Annotated in this window: 20 protein-coding genes; 11 read left to right on the top strand and 9 right to left on the bottom strand. The window is 57.7% G+C overall.

Features of this window, described 5'->3' with window-relative positions:
• Window positions 1-27: 27 nt before the first annotated feature.
• Complete coding sequence (locus ACR0JI_RS13195) at window positions 28-210, top strand: hypothetical protein (protein ID WP_480474781.1); 183 nt, start codon at window positions 28-30, stop codon at window positions 208-210.
• A gap of 161 nt (window positions 211-371) precedes the next feature.
• Here the strand turns inward: ACR0JI_RS13195 and hemH are convergent, their stop codons facing one another.
• On the bottom strand, window positions 372-1,421 hold the full coding sequence (gene hemH, locus ACR0JI_RS13190) for a ferrochelatase (RefSeq protein ID WP_480474782.1): 1,050 nt from the start codon (window positions 1,419-1,421) through the stop codon (window positions 372-374).
• A gap of 57 nt (window positions 1,422-1,478) precedes the next feature.
• Window positions 1,479-2,309 (bottom strand): methyltransferase domain-containing protein, encoded by an 831-nt coding sequence (locus ACR0JI_RS13185; protein ID WP_480474783.1) that lies wholly within the window; start codon window positions 2,307-2,309, stop codon window positions 1,479-1,481.
• On the opposite strand from ACR0JI_RS13185, the gene ACR0JI_RS13180 reads away from it, so the two are divergent.
• The 4 genes from ACR0JI_RS13180 to ACR0JI_RS13165 are packed head-to-tail and all read left to right on the top strand — an operon-like array spanning window position 2,290 to window position 4,633.
• Window positions 2,290-3,054, top strand: coding sequence for a double zinc ribbon domain-containing protein (locus ACR0JI_RS13180; protein WP_480494554.1), 765 nt, complete (start codon window positions 2,290-2,292; stop codon window positions 3,052-3,054). The two genes, ACR0JI_RS13185 and ACR0JI_RS13180, sit on opposite strands and share 20 nt — an antisense overlap.
• Before the next feature lie 38 nt (window positions 3,055-3,092).
• The gene (gene grxC / locus ACR0JI_RS13175; RefSeq protein ID WP_480474786.1) at window positions 3,093-3,350 is read left to right on the top strand and encodes a glutaredoxin 3; all 258 of its coding nucleotides are present in this window, start codon (window positions 3,093-3,095) and stop codon (window positions 3,348-3,350) included.
• Window positions 3,350-4,180 carry a carbon-nitrogen hydrolase family protein gene (locus ACR0JI_RS13170; RefSeq protein WP_480494556.1) on the top strand — a complete coding sequence of 277 codons (831 nt, stop codon included), beginning with the start codon at window positions 3,350-3,352 and terminating at the stop codon, window positions 4,178-4,180. The genes grxC and ACR0JI_RS13170 overlap by 1 nt, the downstream gene beginning before the upstream one ends.
• A gap of 12 nt (window positions 4,181-4,192) precedes the next feature.
• Window positions 4,193-4,633, top strand: coding sequence for a MarR family winged helix-turn-helix transcriptional regulator (locus tag ACR0JI_RS13165; RefSeq protein WP_480474789.1), 441 nt, complete (start codon window positions 4,193-4,195; stop codon window positions 4,631-4,633).
• A 23-nt stretch (window positions 4,634-4,656) separates the two neighbouring features.
• On the opposite strand, the gene ACR0JI_RS13160 is transcribed toward ACR0JI_RS13165, so the two are convergent.
• Together ACR0JI_RS13160 and ubiG are read right to left on the bottom strand one after the other, a co-directional pair.
• Entirely contained in the window at window positions 4,657-5,151 is a 495-nt protein-coding gene (locus ACR0JI_RS13160) for a hypothetical protein (RefSeq protein ID WP_480494558.1), read from the bottom strand.
• Window positions 5,152-5,187: 36 nt separating this feature from the next.
• On the bottom strand, window positions 5,188-5,934 hold the full coding sequence (gene ubiG, locus ACR0JI_RS13155; protein WP_480474791.1) for a bifunctional 2-polyprenyl-6-hydroxyphenol methylase/3-demethylubiquinol 3-O-methyltransferase UbiG: 747 nt from the start codon (window positions 5,932-5,934) through the stop codon (window positions 5,188-5,190).
• 48 nt (window positions 5,935-5,982) lie between these two features.
• Here ubiG and pip point away from each other — a divergent pair, with 48 nt between their 5' ends.
• From pip to infB, 6 genes are all read left to right on the top strand, one after another.
• Window positions 5,983-6,960: a prolyl aminopeptidase gene (gene pip / locus ACR0JI_RS13150; RefSeq protein ID WP_480474792.1), complete on the top strand. Its 978-nt coding sequence runs from the start codon at window positions 5,983-5,985 to the stop codon at window positions 6,958-6,960.
• A complete protein-coding gene (locus ACR0JI_RS13145) occupies window positions 6,957-7,778 on the top strand; it encodes an ABC transporter substrate-binding protein (RefSeq protein WP_480474793.1) in 822 nt (273 codons plus the stop codon). Before pip ends, ACR0JI_RS13145 begins: the two co-directional genes overlap by 4 nt.
• A gap of 160 nt (window positions 7,779-7,938) precedes the next feature.
• Entirely contained in the window at window positions 7,939-8,529 is a 591-nt protein-coding gene (gene rimP / locus ACR0JI_RS13140; protein WP_480474795.1) for a ribosome maturation factor RimP, read from the top strand.
• On the top strand, window positions 8,529-10,148 hold the full coding sequence (nusA, locus tag ACR0JI_RS13135) for a transcription termination factor NusA (protein WP_480474797.1): 1,620 nt from the start codon (window positions 8,529-8,531) through the stop codon (window positions 10,146-10,148). The genes rimP and nusA overlap by 1 nt, the downstream gene beginning before the upstream one ends.
• A 22-nt stretch (window positions 10,149-10,170) precedes the next feature.
• Entirely contained in the window at window positions 10,171-10,794 is a 624-nt protein-coding gene (locus ACR0JI_RS13130) for an RNA-binding protein (RefSeq protein ID WP_480474799.1), read from the top strand.
• Between the two features lie 8 nt (window positions 10,795-10,802).
• On the top strand, window positions 10,803-13,289 hold the full coding sequence (infB, locus tag ACR0JI_RS13125; RefSeq protein WP_480474800.1) for a translation initiation factor IF-2: 2,487 nt from the start codon (window positions 10,803-10,805) through the stop codon (window positions 13,287-13,289).
• Between the two features lie 66 nt (window positions 13,290-13,355).
• Here infB and ACR0JI_RS13120 read toward each other — a convergent pair whose 3' ends face one another.
• From ACR0JI_RS13120 to ACR0JI_RS13100, 5 genes are all read right to left on the bottom strand, one after another.
• Entirely contained in the window at window positions 13,356-14,183 is an 828-nt protein-coding gene (locus ACR0JI_RS13120) for an alpha/beta hydrolase (protein WP_480494560.1), read from the bottom strand.
• A gap of 3 nt (window positions 14,184-14,186) precedes the next feature.
• The gene (locus ACR0JI_RS13115) at window positions 14,187-15,071 is read right to left on the bottom strand and encodes a tryptophan 2,3-dioxygenase (protein WP_480494561.1); all 885 of its coding nucleotides are present in this window, start codon (window positions 15,069-15,071) and stop codon (window positions 14,187-14,189) included.
• Between the two features lie 64 nt (window positions 15,072-15,135).
• Window positions 15,136-16,164, bottom strand: coding sequence for an L-threonine 3-dehydrogenase (gene tdh, locus ACR0JI_RS13110; protein WP_480476882.1), 1,029 nt, complete (start codon window positions 16,162-16,164; stop codon window positions 15,136-15,138).
• Window positions 16,165-16,178: 14 nt separating this feature from the next.
• On the bottom strand, window positions 16,179-17,363 hold the full coding sequence (locus ACR0JI_RS13105) for a glycine C-acetyltransferase (protein ID WP_480474803.1): 1,185 nt from the start codon (window positions 17,361-17,363) through the stop codon (window positions 16,179-16,181).
• A gap of 110 nt (window positions 17,364-17,473) precedes the next feature.
• The gene (locus tag ACR0JI_RS13100; protein ID WP_480474804.1) at window positions 17,474-18,037 is read right to left on the bottom strand and encodes a helix-turn-helix domain-containing protein; all 564 of its coding nucleotides are present in this window, start codon (window positions 18,035-18,037) and stop codon (window positions 17,474-17,476) included.
• Window positions 18,038-18,114 lie beyond the last annotated feature (77 nt).

Below are 18,114 nucleotides of genomic sequence, written 5' to 3'. Positions count from 1 at the left end.
GGAACCGTGCAAATTCTGGAGGTTAATATGAAGAAACTCGTTCTCGCCGCAGCTCTGACTGCAGCAGCTTCGACTGCATATGCTGGCAACCTGAATGAGCCGGTTGTTGAAGCACCTGTTGTTGTTGAAGAAACTCAGGGTTCGTCGCAGGGCATTCTGCTGCCGCTGATCCTGCTGGTCGTTGTTGCTGCTGCTGTTGCTGCAAGCTAATCCGACACGGAATTCATGAAAAAGGCGGTGGAGCAATCCACCGCCTTTTTTAATTCCAACAGGTCTTCAAGCCTGTTGCGCGCCGAAGGGATACTGACGCGCCAGTATCAAGCCGAGCCTGACGTTCTCATGAGAAATGCGGCTTGTGTTCTGGAAACGCTTTACGCCAGCCACCCGCGCAGATTGTCTTCGATCACCTTTCCAAGTGCCGCGATATGGGCGCCGTCATCGTTAAGGCATGGAATATAGGTAAACGTCTCGCCGCCTGCTTCTTCGAAGCTCTCTTTGATTTCTTCGTTAATCTCTTCCAGCGTTTCGATGCAGTCCGCAGAAAACGCCGGGGCAATAACAGCAATGTTCTTTTTGCCTAGCTTCGCCAGGTCGGCCACGTGATCCACAGTGTAAGGTTTCAACCATTCTTCGGGGCCAAAGCGCGACTGGAAGGTCGATACCAATTGATCATCCGTCCAGCCCAATCGCTCCTTTAACAGCCTCGTCGTTTTAGCACACTGACAGTGATAGGGATCGCCCTGCTGCAAATACCGCTCGGGCATCCCATGATATGAGCAGACCAGAATGTCGGGTTTTGTTTCCATAGCCTCGTATGCACGTTCAACTGACTGTGCCAGCGCATCGATATAAATAGGTTCATCGAAATAGGCCGGAACGGTTCGCGTGGCGGGCTGCCAGGCTTCGTCCATCAGCGCGCGAAAGAACTGGTCGTTGGCGGTGGCCGTCGTTGCGCCAGCGTATTGAGGGTAAAGCGGAAAGAACAAGATGCGATCGCACCCTGCCGCTACCATCTCGCGCACTTTGGATTTGGTCGACGGGTTGCCGTAACGCATACAGAAATCGACCATGACCTGATCACCGTATCGTGCGTGCATGGCCTGGCTCAGCTTGGCAGCCTGGTCCTTGGTGATGGTCATCAGCGGGCTTTCGCCCTTTTCCTGATTCCAGATTGATTTGTATGCCTCGCCGGAACTGAATGGCCGTTTAGTCAGGATGATCGCCTGCAGAATCGGCTGCCATCTCCACTTCGGATAATCGATGACGCGCTGATCCGACAAAAACTCATTCAGATACCGACGCATCGGCCAATAGGTGTAATCGTCCGGCGTGCCCAGATTGGCCAGCAATATGCCGACGCGCCCCATCCTGATCTTGGGGTGATCCGTAGGAGCATGAGCGGGTCGCGTGGCATCAAACATATGTGGCTTCCTGAATTTCTTGCGTTAGGGCCTGAAATAAGGGGATTTGGTCGCGCGTCAATCGGGCAGTTTGCCCTCGTCGGTGCGCAAGGCGTCAGCCAAACGTGTTTGCGCCGACCCGGGACGCAGTGGCTTTGGTTGACTGTCGTGGGGGGCCCATCCCGTCAGGCAGATCAGTTCGAACGTGGCTGCCAGGCGCCCGGACCCCGTGGTGAAATGAGTCGCGTAGACGTTTTGCGCGGTTTCAAATACTGCGCGTTTGGTCGGGTGTTTCAGGCGCGCGGATAACGCATTGGCCTCACCCATATTCCGCAGATCGTGCATCAGGTGCCAGATGTCACGGTACTCAGCCGTGAGTGTCACCGAGTCTGCGACGGGCAAGGCCAGACCGGCCCGCTGCAACAAACCGCCCATGTCCCGCAGCTCGGCCATTGGAGCGATGCGGGGGCTGAGGCCACCGGTAACGTCAATCTCGGCCTGACCCAATGCCGCGCGCAATTCGTGCAGCGTTTCGCCGCCCAGACAAACAATCAGCAACAACCCATCGGGCTTAAGCGCGCGGTGGCATTGGATCAACTGACCTACCGGATCGTTTGCACAATGCAGTGTCATGGCGTGGATCACCAGATCATGTGCGCCGGGTTGCAGTGCCAGCACGTCGTTATCCGCAACGATCGAGGCTTCGGGAAAAGCGTCCGTCCAAAGCTGTGGGTAGGCCGTCACGATCGCTGCCGCCGTAAAGGTTTTGTTAACCATGGAGAGCCGATCCTGAACCTCGTCCATCGCGACGCGGTGCAGAAAAAGGGCGTCATCCTGCACGCGGTTGCGATGACGCAGAATGGCGGCACGGTCAAAAAGTGAGGGTGCAGTGGGTTCGGGCAGTTTCATAACTGGCAAGTATCGTATCGCGCAACGGATTCAAACCGCACTTGCGCTGATTTATCCACCACGTTGCATGGGGTGCGGCGACCTGACCGAGTCCGATTTTGGCCTGTGTGGCCCGTGCTGGCGGGAAACGCCATTCATTGGCGGCACGGTCTGTGAAAGTTGCGGTCTGCCCCTGATCGGAGGGCAGGACGAGTTTCGGACCGAGTGCGATGATTGCCTGAAGACCGCGCGCCCCTGGAGGGCAGGCCGCGCCGCGCTTTTGTATGACGGCAAGGCTCGGTCACTGATCCTGGCGTTGAAACATGGTGATCAGCCCGAACTGGCCCGCCCTGCCGCGCAGTGGATGGCGCAGGCAGGGCGCCCATTGCTGCGAGCGGGTATGGTGATTGCTCCGGTTCCTCTGCATTGGTCACGCTTGCTCAAAAGGCGATACAACCAGTCAGCTCTCTTGGCGCAGAACCTGGGGCGTGAGACAGGATTGAAATGCGTGCCCGATTTGTTGATTCGCAAAAAAAAGACGCCGGTGCTGGACGGCAAAACAGCAGCCGAGCGGGCACAGATCTTGGAAGACGCGACATGCCTTCAACCCCGAAATGCCCGCCATCTAACTGGCCGGAACGTCTTGCTGGTAGACGACGTGATGACGTCCGGGGCAACACTGGCCGCATGCACTCGGGTCTGTCAGGCGGCGGGGGCAAATCATATTTTTGTGTTGGCTCTGGCGCGCGTTGCTAAGAATGCCTAATTCGCCCAAGATTGCGCGAAATCCGAAGGGAACGGAAAATGAAGTCGGTAGAGATCTATACATCGCCACTGTGCGGGTATTGTCATGCAGCCAAACGCCTTCTGAAGCAGAAAGGTGTTGAGTTCAAGGAAATCGACGTGCTGATGCACCCCAAACGCAAACCTGAAATGATTCAACGTGCCGGAGGCAAACGCACGGTCCCGCAGATTTTCATCGGCACCACGCATGTCGGCGGTTGCGATGATTTGTACGAGTTGGAGCGTCAGGGCAAGCTTGACCGTCTGCTTGCGGCCTGATGAAAACCGCGCTGCTGCAAATCACCTCGTCGGACGATCCGGCTGAAAACCTCGGGATGGTACGAGGCCTGATGGCTGAAGCGGCAGAACAGGGTGCCCGCTTTGTTCTGACGCCAGAGGTTACGAATTGCGTTTCGACCAGCACCACACGGCAGCACGCGGTTTTACAACATGAAGAAGATGACATCACCTTGGCGGGCCTGCGCGAACAGGCTGCTGATCTGGGTGTATGGCTTCTGATCGGCTCGTTGGGGCTCAAGACTCATGACAATGACGGTCGTTTTGCCAACCGCTGCTTTATGATCGGACCGCAAGGTCAGATCGTGGCGCGGTATGACAAGATCCATATGTTCGATGTGCAGGTCACCGAGACCGAGACGTTCCGCGAATCAAAAAACTACCGCCCTGGCGAAAAAGCGGTCATCGCCGAAACGGATTTCGGCAAGGTTGGTCTGACAATCTGTTACGATATCCGCTTTCCATACTTGCACGCGGCGCTGGCGCAGGCGGGCGCGCGCATTCTGACCGTCCCGGCTGCGTTCTCACCGGTCACGGGCGCCGCGCATTGGGAAGCCTTGCTGCGCGCACGCGCAATCGAAACCGGGTGTTGGGTGCTGGCCCCGGCCCAGACAGGGGAACACCCGAAAACCGGTAGCAAAACACGTTATACTCACGGTCACAGCATGGTCGTCGACCCGTGGGGAAAGGTGCTGGTCGACGCAGGGACCGATCCAGGCATTCACATTTTCGATTTGGATGATAGTTCTGTAACTGAGGCACGCCGACGTGTCCCTTCACTGCACCACCGCCGATCCTTCGACGGACCCTGACAGAACGGAACAATGACAGACGACACCAATGCCCTTGCGGTCACGCTGTTCAGCGAGATCCTGACCGCCGACCAGCTATTGCGGAACCGGCTTAGCCGCGTGCTGCCCAAGGGCATGGAAATCTCGCATTTCTCGGTTCTGAACCACCTGGCTTTTGTCGCGGATGAGCGCAGCCCGGCGCAGCTGGCCAACACGTTCCACGTCACCCGCGGCGCGATGACCAACACCTTGGCCAAGCTGGAATGGGCCGGATACATCCACATCCGACCCGATTGGGACGATGCCCGCCGCAAGATGGTGGCGATCAGCCCCGCCGGTAAACGCGCGCGGGATCAGGCGATTTCCTCGATTGCCCCGTTGATCAACCGCGTGGTCGGAGAGTTGGGGGACGACCGTGTTCGTTCGACACTGCCGGTGCTGCGGGATTTGCGGTTGCAGTTGGAGCAAGGTTGAGACGCAAGATCACGGCCGTGATTTTAGTCTTCTTGCCGAAGCGTGTTCCAATCGACGTGTGGCCCAATCTGTTCCAAGAATGTTGTGTCGATAAATCTATCTTTCCTCAGTTCCTTTTTGCATCGCTCTAGATACTCCTTGATGAAGCTAAACACTTCTTCGTTTGTTGCGTTCGCGGGAATGTTGAGATCTGCGGCGAGTTTATAAGTCTTGTACAAAAAGACTTTCCGTCTGGTTAAGACCGCACGTTTCTTTTCAGCGCTAAAATATTCACCAAGAACTTGTGACCCGCGAAAATAAAGCCGGATGTAGCCGATGATTTCGTTGAAATCCCACGTTTCGTACTTCAGCCGTTGATGTTCGACTCGCATTTTGCGATTCCGCGAAAGGATGTCTTCAGGAATGTCTGATCCTACAATTTCTCTCATGTCGCGATCAATCTTCGCGCTCAATTGTTGCTGGTACTTTTCTTCTTTCAAGCGATAGACCGGAACATCAAAAAATCTTTTGCCCCACATCGACAGGTTTTCCTAATTTGGTTGTCGTGACTACCTTTACCCCGGTTTCACACTTGCCGTCACATAGTTCACGCTTAAATCCCGGTCCGAAATCGACCAGCTCCACAGGATCGGGTTGAACACGAAACCCTTGCGGTCCACCGGCTCGACCCCCGCTTGGCGCAGCAGGTCGAACAACTCGTCAGGGGTGATGAACTTGTTCCAATCATGCGTGCCGCGCGGCAGCCAGCGCATTACCACCTCGGCCCCGAAAATAGCCATCGCATAAGATTTCGGGTTGCGGTTGATGGTTGAGCAGATCAGCAGCCCGCCGGGCCTGAGCAACTGCTGCGAGGCGGTCAGGAAACCCGCCGGGTCGGCCACATGCTCGACCACTTCCATGTTCAGGACCACGTCGAACTGCTCACCCGCGGCGGCCATGTCTTCGGCTGTGGTGTGGCGATAGTCGATCTGCAAACCGGACTGCTCGGCATGGATACGCGCAACAGGCAGGTTACCTCCGGCGGCATCGGCCCCGACGACCTCGGCCCCCAGACGCGCCATCGGTTCGCTCAGCAGACCACCGCCACAACCGATATCCAACAGGCGCAGACCTTCGAACGGTTTCCGCACTTTCAGATCGCGGTCGAATTCACCGGCGATCTGCTGTGTGATATAATCCAAACGGCAAGGATTCAGCATGTGCAAGGGTTTGAATTTCCCATGAGGATCCCACCATTCCGCCGCCATCGCTTCGAATTTTGCGATCTCGGATGGATCCACCGTGTTCGGATGCGCTTGCATTCCTGTCTCCGTATGCTCTTTTACGCTTAAGGACTATATAGGGCCATAATGGACAAGTACCCGGACCAAAAGCGCGCAGTTCAATATCTGTACCCGCCGATCGACCCGTTCGACCAGCGTATGGTCGATATGGGCGACGGGCACCGTATCTATGTGGAACAATGCGGTAATCCCGAAGGCATACCGGTGCTGATCCTGCATGGCGGTCCGGGTGGCGGTTGCAGCCCTGCAATGCGCCGCTACTTTGATCCGCGTGTCTACCGGGTGATTCTATTTGATCAGCGTGGGTGTGGCCGGTCTCGCCCCACGGCTTCGGTTGAAAACAACACGACATGGCATTTGGTGGCCGACATTGAACGGTTGCGCGACCTGCTCGAGATTGATGAATGGATAGCTTTTGGCGGCAGCTGGGGCGCGACCCTTGCCTTGATCTACGCGCAGTCGCATCCCGACAGGGTCAGCCGTTTGGTGCTGCGGGGCGTGTTTCTGGCAACTCAGGCTGAACTTGACTGGTTTTATGGCGGCGGAGTGGGGCGTTTCTGGCCGGAGCAGTGGCAGAAATTCACCGCGCTTTTGCCCGAGGCCGAGCTGAAGGACACCATCACCGCCTATAACAAACGCCTGTTCTCGGGGGACCGCGCGACCGAGACCCTGTATGCGCGGGCATGGTCGCACTGGGAAAATGCGCTGGCATCGATCCATACGAACGGATCAGTGGGCGAAAGTCCCGGCGAATACGCCCGTACATTTGCGCGGCTCGAGAATCACTATTTCTACAATAAGGTTTTTCTGGAAAAGGATGGGCAGATCCTAGATCAAATGGACCGGATCGCTCATATCCCGGGTCACATCGTGCAGGGGCGATACGACATGATTTGCCCGCCGCAGGCCGCCTGGTCGCTAAGCGAACGCTGGCCGAATGCCGAGATTAAGATGGTACGTCAGGCCGGTCATGCGCTTTCTGAACCCGGGATCAGCGCAGAACTGATCCGGATCATGGATCGCGTGGCGGAGGGTTTGGCGTGACACGCATCGACCGGCGTGCCTTGTTTGCTTCGGGTGCCGCAGCCGCGCTGCTTGCCGCGACTGGCGCATCCCTGGCGGACAGGCCAGAGAAGGGCGGCACGTTGCGATTGGCCGTGCCGCGCGACGACAGTCTTGAGCAGGTGGCACGCGGTGCGGTTTTCGACACGCTGACCGAGATTGCCCCGGATGGCACTTTGCGGGGCGAGCTTGCGACGGGCTGGCAAACCGACGCCGATGCGAAGGTCTGGAGCTTTGATCTGCGCAATGATGCGGTGTTCCACGACGGCGCGCCTTTGGACATCTCAGACGTTGCTACCGTGTTGGCCGAAGTCGGGTATACCGAGGCATTGACCGCCAACCGTTTGCGGCTGGAACTGGCCGAGGCAAATCCGGGCCTTCCATTCCTTTTGGCGGAAAGTCGTTTTGTCATTGCCCGCAATGGCGAAGGCGTCACGCCGCTACACAGGGCCAACGGTACGGGTTGCTACCGTGTCGAGCGCGCCGAAGACGGGCGACATTTCCTGGGTCGCCGTGTTTCGGGACATTACAAGGACGGTCAGGCCGGTTGGGTCGATGCATTCGAAGTGATCGTTATTCCCGATGCCTGTGTCCGCGCCGAGGCATTGCGCGATGGCTACGTCGATATTGCGGCTTTCCCAGATCCGTCCGAGATCCGCAGTACGCGCGGTCTTCGCTTCCATCCTTCCGAGACCGATATGGCACTGGCCGTTTCTGGGACGGTGGGATTGCCGCGGCAGATTGCCGGACGCACGGTTCTGGACGACGGTCGTATCGCTGAACGGTGGTGGATCGTGTAATTCCGGGTAACACTTCTGTCGGGGGTTGCAGACTCGGATCATCCTGCGTATATGCAGTTTCAACAGCGGCGCGTTGGACTTTCGGTCCAAGGCTCCACCGGAAAATTCGACGGGCCGCGCGCCCGTTTTTTTGTGCCCGATTGACAGGGTAGAGAACCTGATGACAAACGACCTAATAGCCAAAGCTGCCATCGACCGGCGACTTGCCGAGATCATCACCCCGGTGATCGAAGACCTGGGGTATGAGCTGGTCCGTGTCCGGCTGATGAGTGGCAAGCAGACCACGCTGCAAATCATGGCTGACAAACCTGAAGGCGGCATCGAAGTGGATGACTGCGCCGAGATTTCGAATGCGGTCAGCGCCACCCTGGATGTGGAGGACCCGATCCTCGACGCCTATACGCTTGAGGTGTCCAGCCCCGGTATCGACCGCCCCCTGACGCGCCTCAAGGATTTTGAGACTTTTGAGGGGTATGAGGCCAAGATCGAAACCTCTGAACTGATCGATGGCCGCCGCCGGTTCAAAGGGGAACTGGCCGGGATCGAAGGGGAAGAGGTTCTGATCAATATTCCCGAAGGGTCCGAGACGATCACAATCGGCCTGCAATTCGACTGGCTGAGTGATGCCAAGCTGGTCCTGACCGATGATCTGATCAAAGAAATGCTGCGCCAGCGCAAAGATGCAGGCGCCCTGAACGAAAAAGCTTTCGACGAGATTGAGACCGAAGGGTCCGAAGAGGAGACGAACTGATGGCAATTACCTCAGCCAACCAGCTGGAGCTGCTGCAGACTGCCGAGGCCGTGGCCCGCGAAAAGATGATCGACCCCGGTCTGGTTGTCGAAGCGATGGAGGAATCGCTCGCCCGCGCTGCCAAGAGCCGCTACGGTGCCGAGATGGACATTCGCGTGTCGATCGACCGCAAGACCGGCAAGGCGACATTCACCCGTGTGCGCACCGTGGTCGAGGATGACGAGCTTGAGAACTATCAGGCCGAATTCACCGTCGAACAGGCCAAACAGTACATGGAAGACCCGCAGGTCGGTGACGTTTTTGTTGAAGAAGTACCGCCGGTCGAAATGGGCCGGATCGCGGCGCAGTCCGCCAAGCAAGTGATCCTGCAAAAAGTCCGCGAAGCCGAGCGTGATCGTCAGTATGAGGAATTCAAGGATCGTGCGGGCACCATCATCAACGGTGCCGTCAAGCGCGAAGAATTCGGCAATGTTATCGTCGATCTGGGCGGTGCCGAGGCCGTTCTGCGCCGCAACGACAAGATTGGGCGCGAAAGCTATCGCCCGAATGATCGTGTGCGCGCGTATATCAAGGAAGTCCGCCGCGAAGTGCGTGGCCACCAGATCTTCCTGTCGCGTACCGCTCCGGAATTCATGGCCGAGCTGTTCAAGATGGAAGTACCGGAAATCTATGACGGTATCATCGAGGTCAAGGCCGTGGCCCGTGACCCAGGTTCACGCGCCAAGATCGCCGTAATTTCCTATGACGGCTCGATTGATCCCGTTGGCGCCTGCGTTGGTATGCGCGGCAGCCGCGTACAGGCCGTTGTGAACGAACTACAGGGTGAGAAGATTGACATCATCCCGTGGAACGAAGACCAACCGACCTTCCTGGTGAACGCGTTGCAACCTGCCGAGGTTTCGAAGGTTGTTCTGGACGAAGAAGCAGGCAAGATCGAGGTTGTGGTTCCTGAAGAGCAACTGTCTCTTGCAATCGGTCGTCGCGGTCAGAACGTGCGTCTGGCAAGCCAACTGACCGGCCTGGACATCGACATCATGACCGAAGCTGAAGAATCAGCACGCCGTCAGAAGGAATTCGAATCTCGTACCAAGCTGTTCATGGACAGTCTGGATCTGGACGAATTCTTTGCGCAGCTGCTGGTGTCCGAAGGCTTCACCAATCTCGAAGAAGTTGCCTATGTCGAGATTGATGAACTTCTGGTCATTGACGGCGTCGATGAAGGCACCGCGCAGGAACTTCAGACCCGGGCGCGTGAATTCCTGGAAGCCCAGGCCAAAGCCGCTCTGGATGCCGCGCGCGCACTGGGTGCCGAGGATAGCCTCATTGAATTCGAAGGCCTGACACCCCAGATGGTAGAGGCTCTGGCCAAGGACGATGTGAAGACGCTGGAAGACTTCGCAACCTGTGCAGACTGGGAACTGGCCGGTGGCTGGACCACAGTTGACGGTGAACGCGTCAAGGATGATGGCGTTCTGGAGCCCTTTGGCGTCACGCTCGAAGAAGCACAAGACATGGTCATGACTGCGCGTATCCTGTTGGGTTGGGTTGATCCGGCCGAGCTGGAGCAGGCGGAAGAAGACATCGACGGCGACGCAGCAGACGAGGAGGTCGAGGCCTGATCTCAGGTCTCGGGTGGCGCGTATGGGTCGCGGTGGCGTCCATAAGGATCGGTCTGACGGACCCGAACGCAAGTGCATCGCCACAGGCGAGGTTCAGCCTAAATATGGCTTGATCCGCTTTGTGACGGGGCCGGACGGTCAGGTCTTTCCGGATGTCGCGGCAAAGTTGCCGGGGCGGGGCGTTTATGTGGCGGCGGATCGTGCCGCGCTGGACAAGGCCATTGGCAAGAAACTGTTTGCGCGGGGGTTCAAGGCACAGGTGACCGTGCCTCAGGACCTGACGGCAGAGGTTGAAAAACAGATCGCGCGCCGTGTGATTGAGTTGCTCAGTCTGGCGCGCAAGTCCGGCGACGCGGTTGCCGGGTATGAAAAGGTCAAGTCGTGGCTGGACCGGGAAGAGGCTCAGGTGCTGATTCAGGCCACTGATGGATCGGGGCGCGGCAAGTCGAAGCTCAGTACGCCGCACTTAGGAAAATACATCGGTTGGCTGACGGCAGACGAATTAGGGCAAGCATTTGGGCGCCAAACGGTGATTCATGCGGCCTTGGCCTCTGGCGGACTCGCCAAACGTGTTGTAGAGGAAGCGCAGCGCCTGCGTGGCTTGCGCGAAACGGATGACGGCGGCAAGGGCCGCGCGGAAGGGTAAGAAGCTTTATGAGCGATAGTGACGGCAAAAAGACATTGGGTCTTCGTGGCGGGGCACGCCCCGGAAATGTGAAACAGAGTTTCAGCCACGGACGCACCAAGAATGTCGTGGTGGAAACCAAACGCAAGCGCGTGGTGGTCCCCAAGCCGGGCGCGGCAAAGCCGGGTGGCGGTGCCGCCCCTTCGGGTGATCCGTCGCGTCGTCCCGCAGGTATTTCCGACGCGGAAATGGCGCGCCGTATGAAAGCTTTGCAGGCTGCCAAGGCCCGCGAGATCGAAGAGGCCGCTGAACGCGAAGCCGCTGAAAAGGCACGCGAAGAAGAACGTGTGCGCCGCCGTGCGGAACAGGAAGCGAAAGAGCGCGAGCAGCGTGAAGCCGAAGAGCGCGCCCGTCAGAAAGCCGAAGACGAAGAGCGCAAGCGCGTGGAGGCTGAAGAAGAAGCCAAGCGTGCTGCTGTTGCTGCTGTCGCTTCACCGGCCCCTGAAGAAGCCAAAGCTGCACGTAGCCCGGCCAGCAAACCTGCGCCTGCAGCCGCGCCTCGCAAGCAGGATCGCGAACGCGAACAGCGCGGTCGTGGCAAGGGCCGCGAAGACAACCGTCGTTCAGGCAAGCTGACACTGGGTCAGGCCACTGGTGACGAAGGCAGCCGCCAGCGGTCGATGGCAGCGATGAAGCGCAAGCAGGAACGCGCCCGTCAGAAAGCCATGGGCGGTTCGGTCGAGCGTGAAAAGGTGATCCGCGACGTACAACTGCCTGAGGCGATCATGGTCTCGGAACTGGCCAACCGTATGGCCGAACGTGTGGCTGACGTGGTCAAATCATTGATGCAGATGGGTATGATGGTCACGCAGAACCAGACCATCGACGCTGATACTGCCGAGCTGATCATCGAAGAGTTTGGCCATAAGGTCACACGCGTCTCTGATTCGGATGTTGAGGACGTCATCAAAGAGGTCGAAGACAGCGAAGCCGATCTGAAGCCTCGTCCGCCCGTCATCACCATCATGGGTCACGTCGACCATGGGAAAACATCGCTGCTGGATGCAATCCGCGATGCGCGCGTTGTGGCTGGTGAGGCCGGTGGCATCACCCAGCATATCGGCGCCTATCAGGTGAAAACCGATGGTGGATCGACGCTGACATTCCTGGATACACCCGGCCACGCGGCGTTTACCTCGATGCGCTCGCGCGGTGCTCAGGTGACCGATATCGTGGTTCTGGTTGTCGCTGCCGATGACGCGGTCATGCCGCAGACAATCGAGGCGATCAATCACGCGAAGGCAGCCAAGGTGCCGATGATCGTGGCGATCAACAAGATCGACAAGCATGATGCAAATCCGGACAAGGTGCGCACCGATCTGTTGCAACACGAGGTGATCGTCGAGAAAATGTCGGGTGAGGTTCAGGACGTAGAAGTGTCCGCCATCACCGGTCAGGGTCTGGACGAGCTGCTGGAAGCCATCGCATTGCAGGCCGAGATTCTGGAACTGAAAGCCAACCCTGATCGCGCAGCCCAGGGTGCCGTGATCGAGGCGCAGCTGGATGTGGGCCGTGGTCCGGTCGCGACCGTTCTGGTTCAGAACGGCACGCTGCGTCAGGGCGATATCTTTGTTGTGGGTGAGCAGTACGGTAAGGTCCGTGCGTTGATCAATGACAAGGGTGAACGCGTTCAGGAAGCGGGTCCTTCGGTTCCGGTCGAGGTTCTGGGTCTCAATGGCACACCGGAAGCCGGTGACGTTCTGAACGTGACCGAGACTGAAGCACAGGCGCGCGAGATCGCCGCCTACCGCGAGCAGGCCGCCAAGGACAAACGCGCTGCCGCCGGTGCCGCTACCACCCTTGAGCAGCTGATGCAGAAGGCCAAGGAAGACGAAAGCGTCACCGAACTGCCGATTCTGATGAAAGCGGACGTGCAGGGCTCGGCTGAGGCCATCGTTCAGGCGATGGAGAAGATCGGCAACGACGAGGTACGCGTGCGCGTATTGCATTCGGGCGTGGGTGCAATCACCGAAACCGATGTCGGTCTTGCCGAGGCCTCGGGTGCTCCGATCCTGGGTTTCAACGTGCGGGCCAATGCGTCTGCCCGGAACACGGCAAACCAGAAAGGTGTCGAGATTCGCTATTACTCGGTTATCTACGATCTGGTGGACGACGTGAAAGCTGCCGCATCGGGTCTGTTGAGCGCCGAGATTCGCGAGAAGTTCATCGGTTACGCCGAAATCCGCGAAGTCTTTAAGGTCACCGGCGTTGGCAAGGTTGCCGGCTGTCTGGTTACCGAAGGTGTGGCGCGCCGTTCCGCCGGTGTCCGCCTGCTGCGCGACAACGTGGTTATTCACGAAGGCACGCTGAAAACACTGAAGCGTTTCAAGGACGAAGTGGCCGAGGTTCAGTCGGGTCAGGAATGCGGTATGGCATTCGAGAACTACGATGACATTCGCGCAGGCGACGTGATCGAAATCTTCGAGCGCGAAGAAGTCACCCGCACGCTGGACTAACCCGGCATAAGTTGAAAACGAAAAACAGCGACCCCCTTAGGCCGCTGTTTTCATTTGTCGAGGCGCTTATTTTGTTTGGGGCAGAAACGTAGCTGAATGCATGATGATATCGAAATGATGCATTCCTTGCGCGAGCATAAAGCTGACAGAGTGTCCGGACTTTCGCAGCCTTTCGGCATAGTCACGGCTTTGGCGAATGAACTCATCCGTATCCCGTTCGGCCACCGAAACATGGTATCGAGGACCGGGCCGGGGCAGATTGCGGATGGGTGACAGATCGTTGACCTCGACCGGTGTCAATTGCAGCGGATCGTTCACCGACATCAGGCTGATCGGTTCCAGGTCGTATATGCCGCTGATCAGAAGCACATCCCGCACCCGGAGCCCCGCTTTGGCAAGGGCGTCTGATGAGGTTGCCATCACCATCGCCGCCAGATGCGCGCCTGCACTGTGACCTGACAGGGTGATCCGCGACGGGTCGAACTCCAACTCCTCAGCCTGGGCCGCCAGCCACAACAACGCGTCACGGCACTCGTCGATCATGTCGCCAATCCGGGCATCGGGTGCCAGCGTGTAGTTTACAGTCGCAAAAGCTTGCCCGTGTTCTACCAGACCTGGTGCCATCAGAGACGATTCATTCTGGCTGAGCGCCTGCCAGTACCCGCCGTGAATGAAGACGTGCAGGGGTGCCTTGTCATCGCGAGCGGGAAAGAAATCAAGGACTTGTACGGGGCTGTCACCATAAGCCAGGTTTTCCCGTACCGGATAGTCGGCCCGCGCCTGAGCGCTTAGCGCCTTATAGCTGGCAAGATACGGGCTTAGGTCGCCGCCGATCATTGTGCTGGGGGAGTACTCCCGCTCCAGCTCGGATTGCGAAAATCCTCGATACAACATGTCTTAGTTCTGCCCGCTATACATCAATTCCGTACGCACGTCGTAAAGGTCGTGGAAAAACCGCAGCTCTAGCGCCTTTCGCAAAAAGGCCACGCCGCTTGAGCCACCAGTGCCAGGTTGCATCCCGATCACGCGCTCAACCGCGGTGGCATGGTCAAAGCGCCAGCGTTGAAACAAACTTTCCACATCCATCAGCTTTTCGGCCAAAGCATAAAGATCCCAGTATTTTTCAGTGTTTCGAAACACCTCCACCCAAATTTGCACCACGCGCGAATCGCCGGAATAGGGTTGGGCGTAATCGCGTTCGATCAGATCTTTGGGCACATCGAACCCTTGGCGGGCCAACATGTGCAACACCTCGTCATAAAGCGACGGTTTGGTCAGTGCGGCATTCAGCATCTCCATCACCTCTGGGTCATGCGTATGGACCTTCAGTGTTGAGGCATCCTTGTTGCCGAGAATGAATTCGATCTGCCGATACCCGTAGCTCTGAAACCCTGACGAGCTGCCAAGAGCCTGCCGAAACGTCATATAGTCGGCAGGCGTCATGGTCAGCAGGGTTTCCCAAGCCGCAATCAACTGCCGTTGAATGGCCTTGATTCGGTCGAGGTTTTTCATGGCTGGGCCAAATTCATCCTGTTGCAGAAAACGGCGCACCTCGACCAGTTGGTGGTGCATCAGTTTCAGCCACAGTTCGCTGACCTGATGGATAATAATGAACAGCATCTCGTCCGGCTGCGCAGGGTCCTGAAAGGTCTTTTGCAGATTCAGCAACGTTTTGAGTTGCAGAAAATCTCCATAGCTTTTGCGATGTGTCTCGGCGAAATCAGTGATCAGAGTGTCTTCGACACCTCTTTGCAACAGACGATCGTCTTTGTTCTCGCCCATCTCATGCCTCCGTTGTGCGATCCTTGCACCTGTCTAGGCGTTGAGTTCGTAACTTTCCAGCGGGTTAGGTCCAGTCAAGGACAACCTTGCCTGAGAGGCCGGATTTCATCGCGGCAAAACCATCCGCGAAATCATCAACCGCAAAGCGATGCGTGATCACGCGGGACACATCCAAGCCATTTTGCAGCATGGCGATCATCTTGTACCAGGTCTCGAACATTTCGCGACCATAGACACCCTTGATTGTGATCGCCTTGAAAACGATACGCGACCAGTCGACTGGAGATTTCCCCGGCGGTATCCCCAGCAAGGCGATTTTCCCACCCATCACAAGCGCTTCGACCATCTGGTCAAGCGCGGCTTGTGAGCCGGACATTTCAAGCCCCACATCAAAGCCTTCTTTCATTCCTAGCTGTGCGATGACATCGTGCAAATCTTGTTTGGAAACATCAACGGTCCGCACCGACGGCACGACATGTTCCGAGAGTTTCAATCGTTCAGCGTTTATGTCGGTAATCACCACGTTACGGGCACCTGCATGGCGGGCAACGGCGGCGGCCATGATGCCAATGGGTCCTGCGCCGGTGATCAGGACATCTTCGCCCAGAAGATCGAAGCTTAACGCGGTGTGTACCGCATTGCCCAGCGGATCAAGGATTGCCCCGATCTCATCCGGGATATCATCCGGTAGGGGAACAACATTGAAGGCAGGCAGTTTCAGGTATTGCGCAAACGCGCCCTGTTCATTCACCCCGATCCCGCGCGTGCCGGGGTCGAGGTGAAACTTGCCTGCGCGGCTTTGACGGCTTTCAGTGCCGATCAGATGCCCTTCGCCGGAACAGCGCTGCCCAACGTTCAGGCCGGTTACGTTGCGCCCAATCTCAACGATTTCCCCAGCGAACTCATGACCAGTGATCATCGGAACCGGAACGGTGTGAGAGGCCCACTCATCCCAGTTCCAGATGTGAATGTCGGTACCGCAAATTCCGGTCTTGTTGATCTTGATCAGCACCTCATCCGGCCCGATTTCCGGGACCGGGGCCTGTACCATCCACAACCCCTCTTCGGGTTTCGACTTTTCCAGCGCTTTCATCGTGTTGGGTCGCATCAGATCACCCCCAGTTCCTTGCCGACTTTGCCAAAGGCCGCCAGAGCGCGGTCCAGTTCGTCCCGCGTCAGGGCGGCGTTCATCTGTGTTCTGATCCGCGCCTGCCCGCGGGGAACAACAGGAAAGAAGAAGCCCGAGACATACACGCCCTCGTCAAACAGCTTGGTGGCCATCTCTTGTGCCAGCGTCGCGTCGCCCAGCATGACAGGGATGATCGGATGTTCGCCGGGCAAAACGTCAAAGCCAAGCTTTTCCAAACCGGCACGCCAGTACTTTGCGTTTCCGAACAACTGCGCGCGTAGAATGTCGCCTTCTTCGACCAGGCGGATCGCCTCAATCCCTGCGGCGACGATGGATGGCGGCAGCGAGTTCGAGAAAAGATAGGGCCGCGCCCGCTGCCGCAGCAGGTCGATCACTGGCTGCGGCCCGGCGATGTAGCCGCCGATTGCCCCCCCAAGTGCCTTGCCCAAAGTTCCAGTCAGAATGTCGACATCAACACCAAAGTGATCCGGTGTTCCTGCACCGCGCGGCCCCATGAAGCCCGTTGCATGGCAATCATCGACCATCACGATGGCGTCGTATTTGTCAGCCAGTTCGCGAATTTTCGGCAGGTTGGCCAGATAGCCATCCATCGAGAACACGCCATCGGTTGCGATCATGATGTGACGCGCGCCATCCTCGCGCGCTTGCTTCAGCCACGCTTCCAGGTCGTTCATGTCATTGTTCAGATAGCGATAGCGCTTGGCCTTGCACAGCCGCACCCCGTCAATGATCGAGGCGTGGTTCAGACTGTCCGAAATGATCGCATCTTCAGGCCCCAGCAACGGTTCGAACAGCCCGCCATTGGCATCAAAACAGGCCGCAAACAGGATCGCGTCGTCCTTGTTCAGGAACTTGGCCAACCGCTGTTCCAGTTCACGGTGAATATCCTGCGTCCCGCAGATGAACCGGACCGAGGCCATACCGAATCCTTTCGGACCCATCGCATTTGTTGCGGCCTCAATCAGCGAGGGGTGATCCGCAAGACCCAGATAGTTGTTGGCGCACAGGTTGATCACCCGTTTGCCGCCAACCGTAATCTCACCGCCCTGAGGCGAGGTGATCATTCGTTCGCGCTTATACAGCCCCTCGGATTCGATCTGCGCGAGTGTGTCCGTGATGTGGGACAGGAATGCATCTGCCATGGCGACCTCCGTTCAACTGAGTCGCACGTCTAACATAGCGGATGGATTTCCCAAATAGGGGAATTTCAATATACAGGAAAATTTTCCGTGAAGGCGGAAATCTGCTGATGTTACGCGTTCTTTACGATCAGAAACACCCGCGCTGGTTCTTTGGCCGAGATGGAATGCACGATATCCGCGGCATAGCGGGCGGTATCCCCTCGGCTCAGTTCCGACACGGCACTGCCCGATGTAACCTTGACGGCGCCTTCCAGCACGGTCAGCTGCTCACGCGCGCCGCGCGCATGGGGCTGGCTGTTCAAGGCCCCGCCTTTGTCGAACTCGATATCGTAAACCTCATGACCTCCGGCCTCTTCCGGCGGGGACAGGATGCGAATGCGGCAGTTCTGCCCCATATTGTCGATGCTGGGCACTTCGGACGCGCGCAGCACCTCGATCTGATCACTGGCTTTTGAACCTTCCAGAAGACCGGCAAAATCCACCTGTAGCGCACGGGTCAGGTTCCAGAGGGTCGAGATCGTCGGGCTACTTTCCCCGCGTTCGATCTGGCTAACCATGGATCTGGACACGCCACTCAGGTTTGCGACTGCTTCCAGCGACAGTCCTTTGGCCCGGCGTGCGTCTTTCAGGCGGGCGGGCAAAAGGTTCAGGATATCGTCTGTGTTCTCCGTCATGACGGAATCCATGCGTGTTGGGATCCCGCTTGTCAATTCCATCCGTGACGGCACGTCCTATAGGACAGGATCATGCT

The organism is Ruegeria sp. N10 (genome assembly GCF_056531545.1).
Note: the sequence above shows the minus strand (reverse complement) of the source record. Positions and strands in the feature narration are given on the sequence as shown.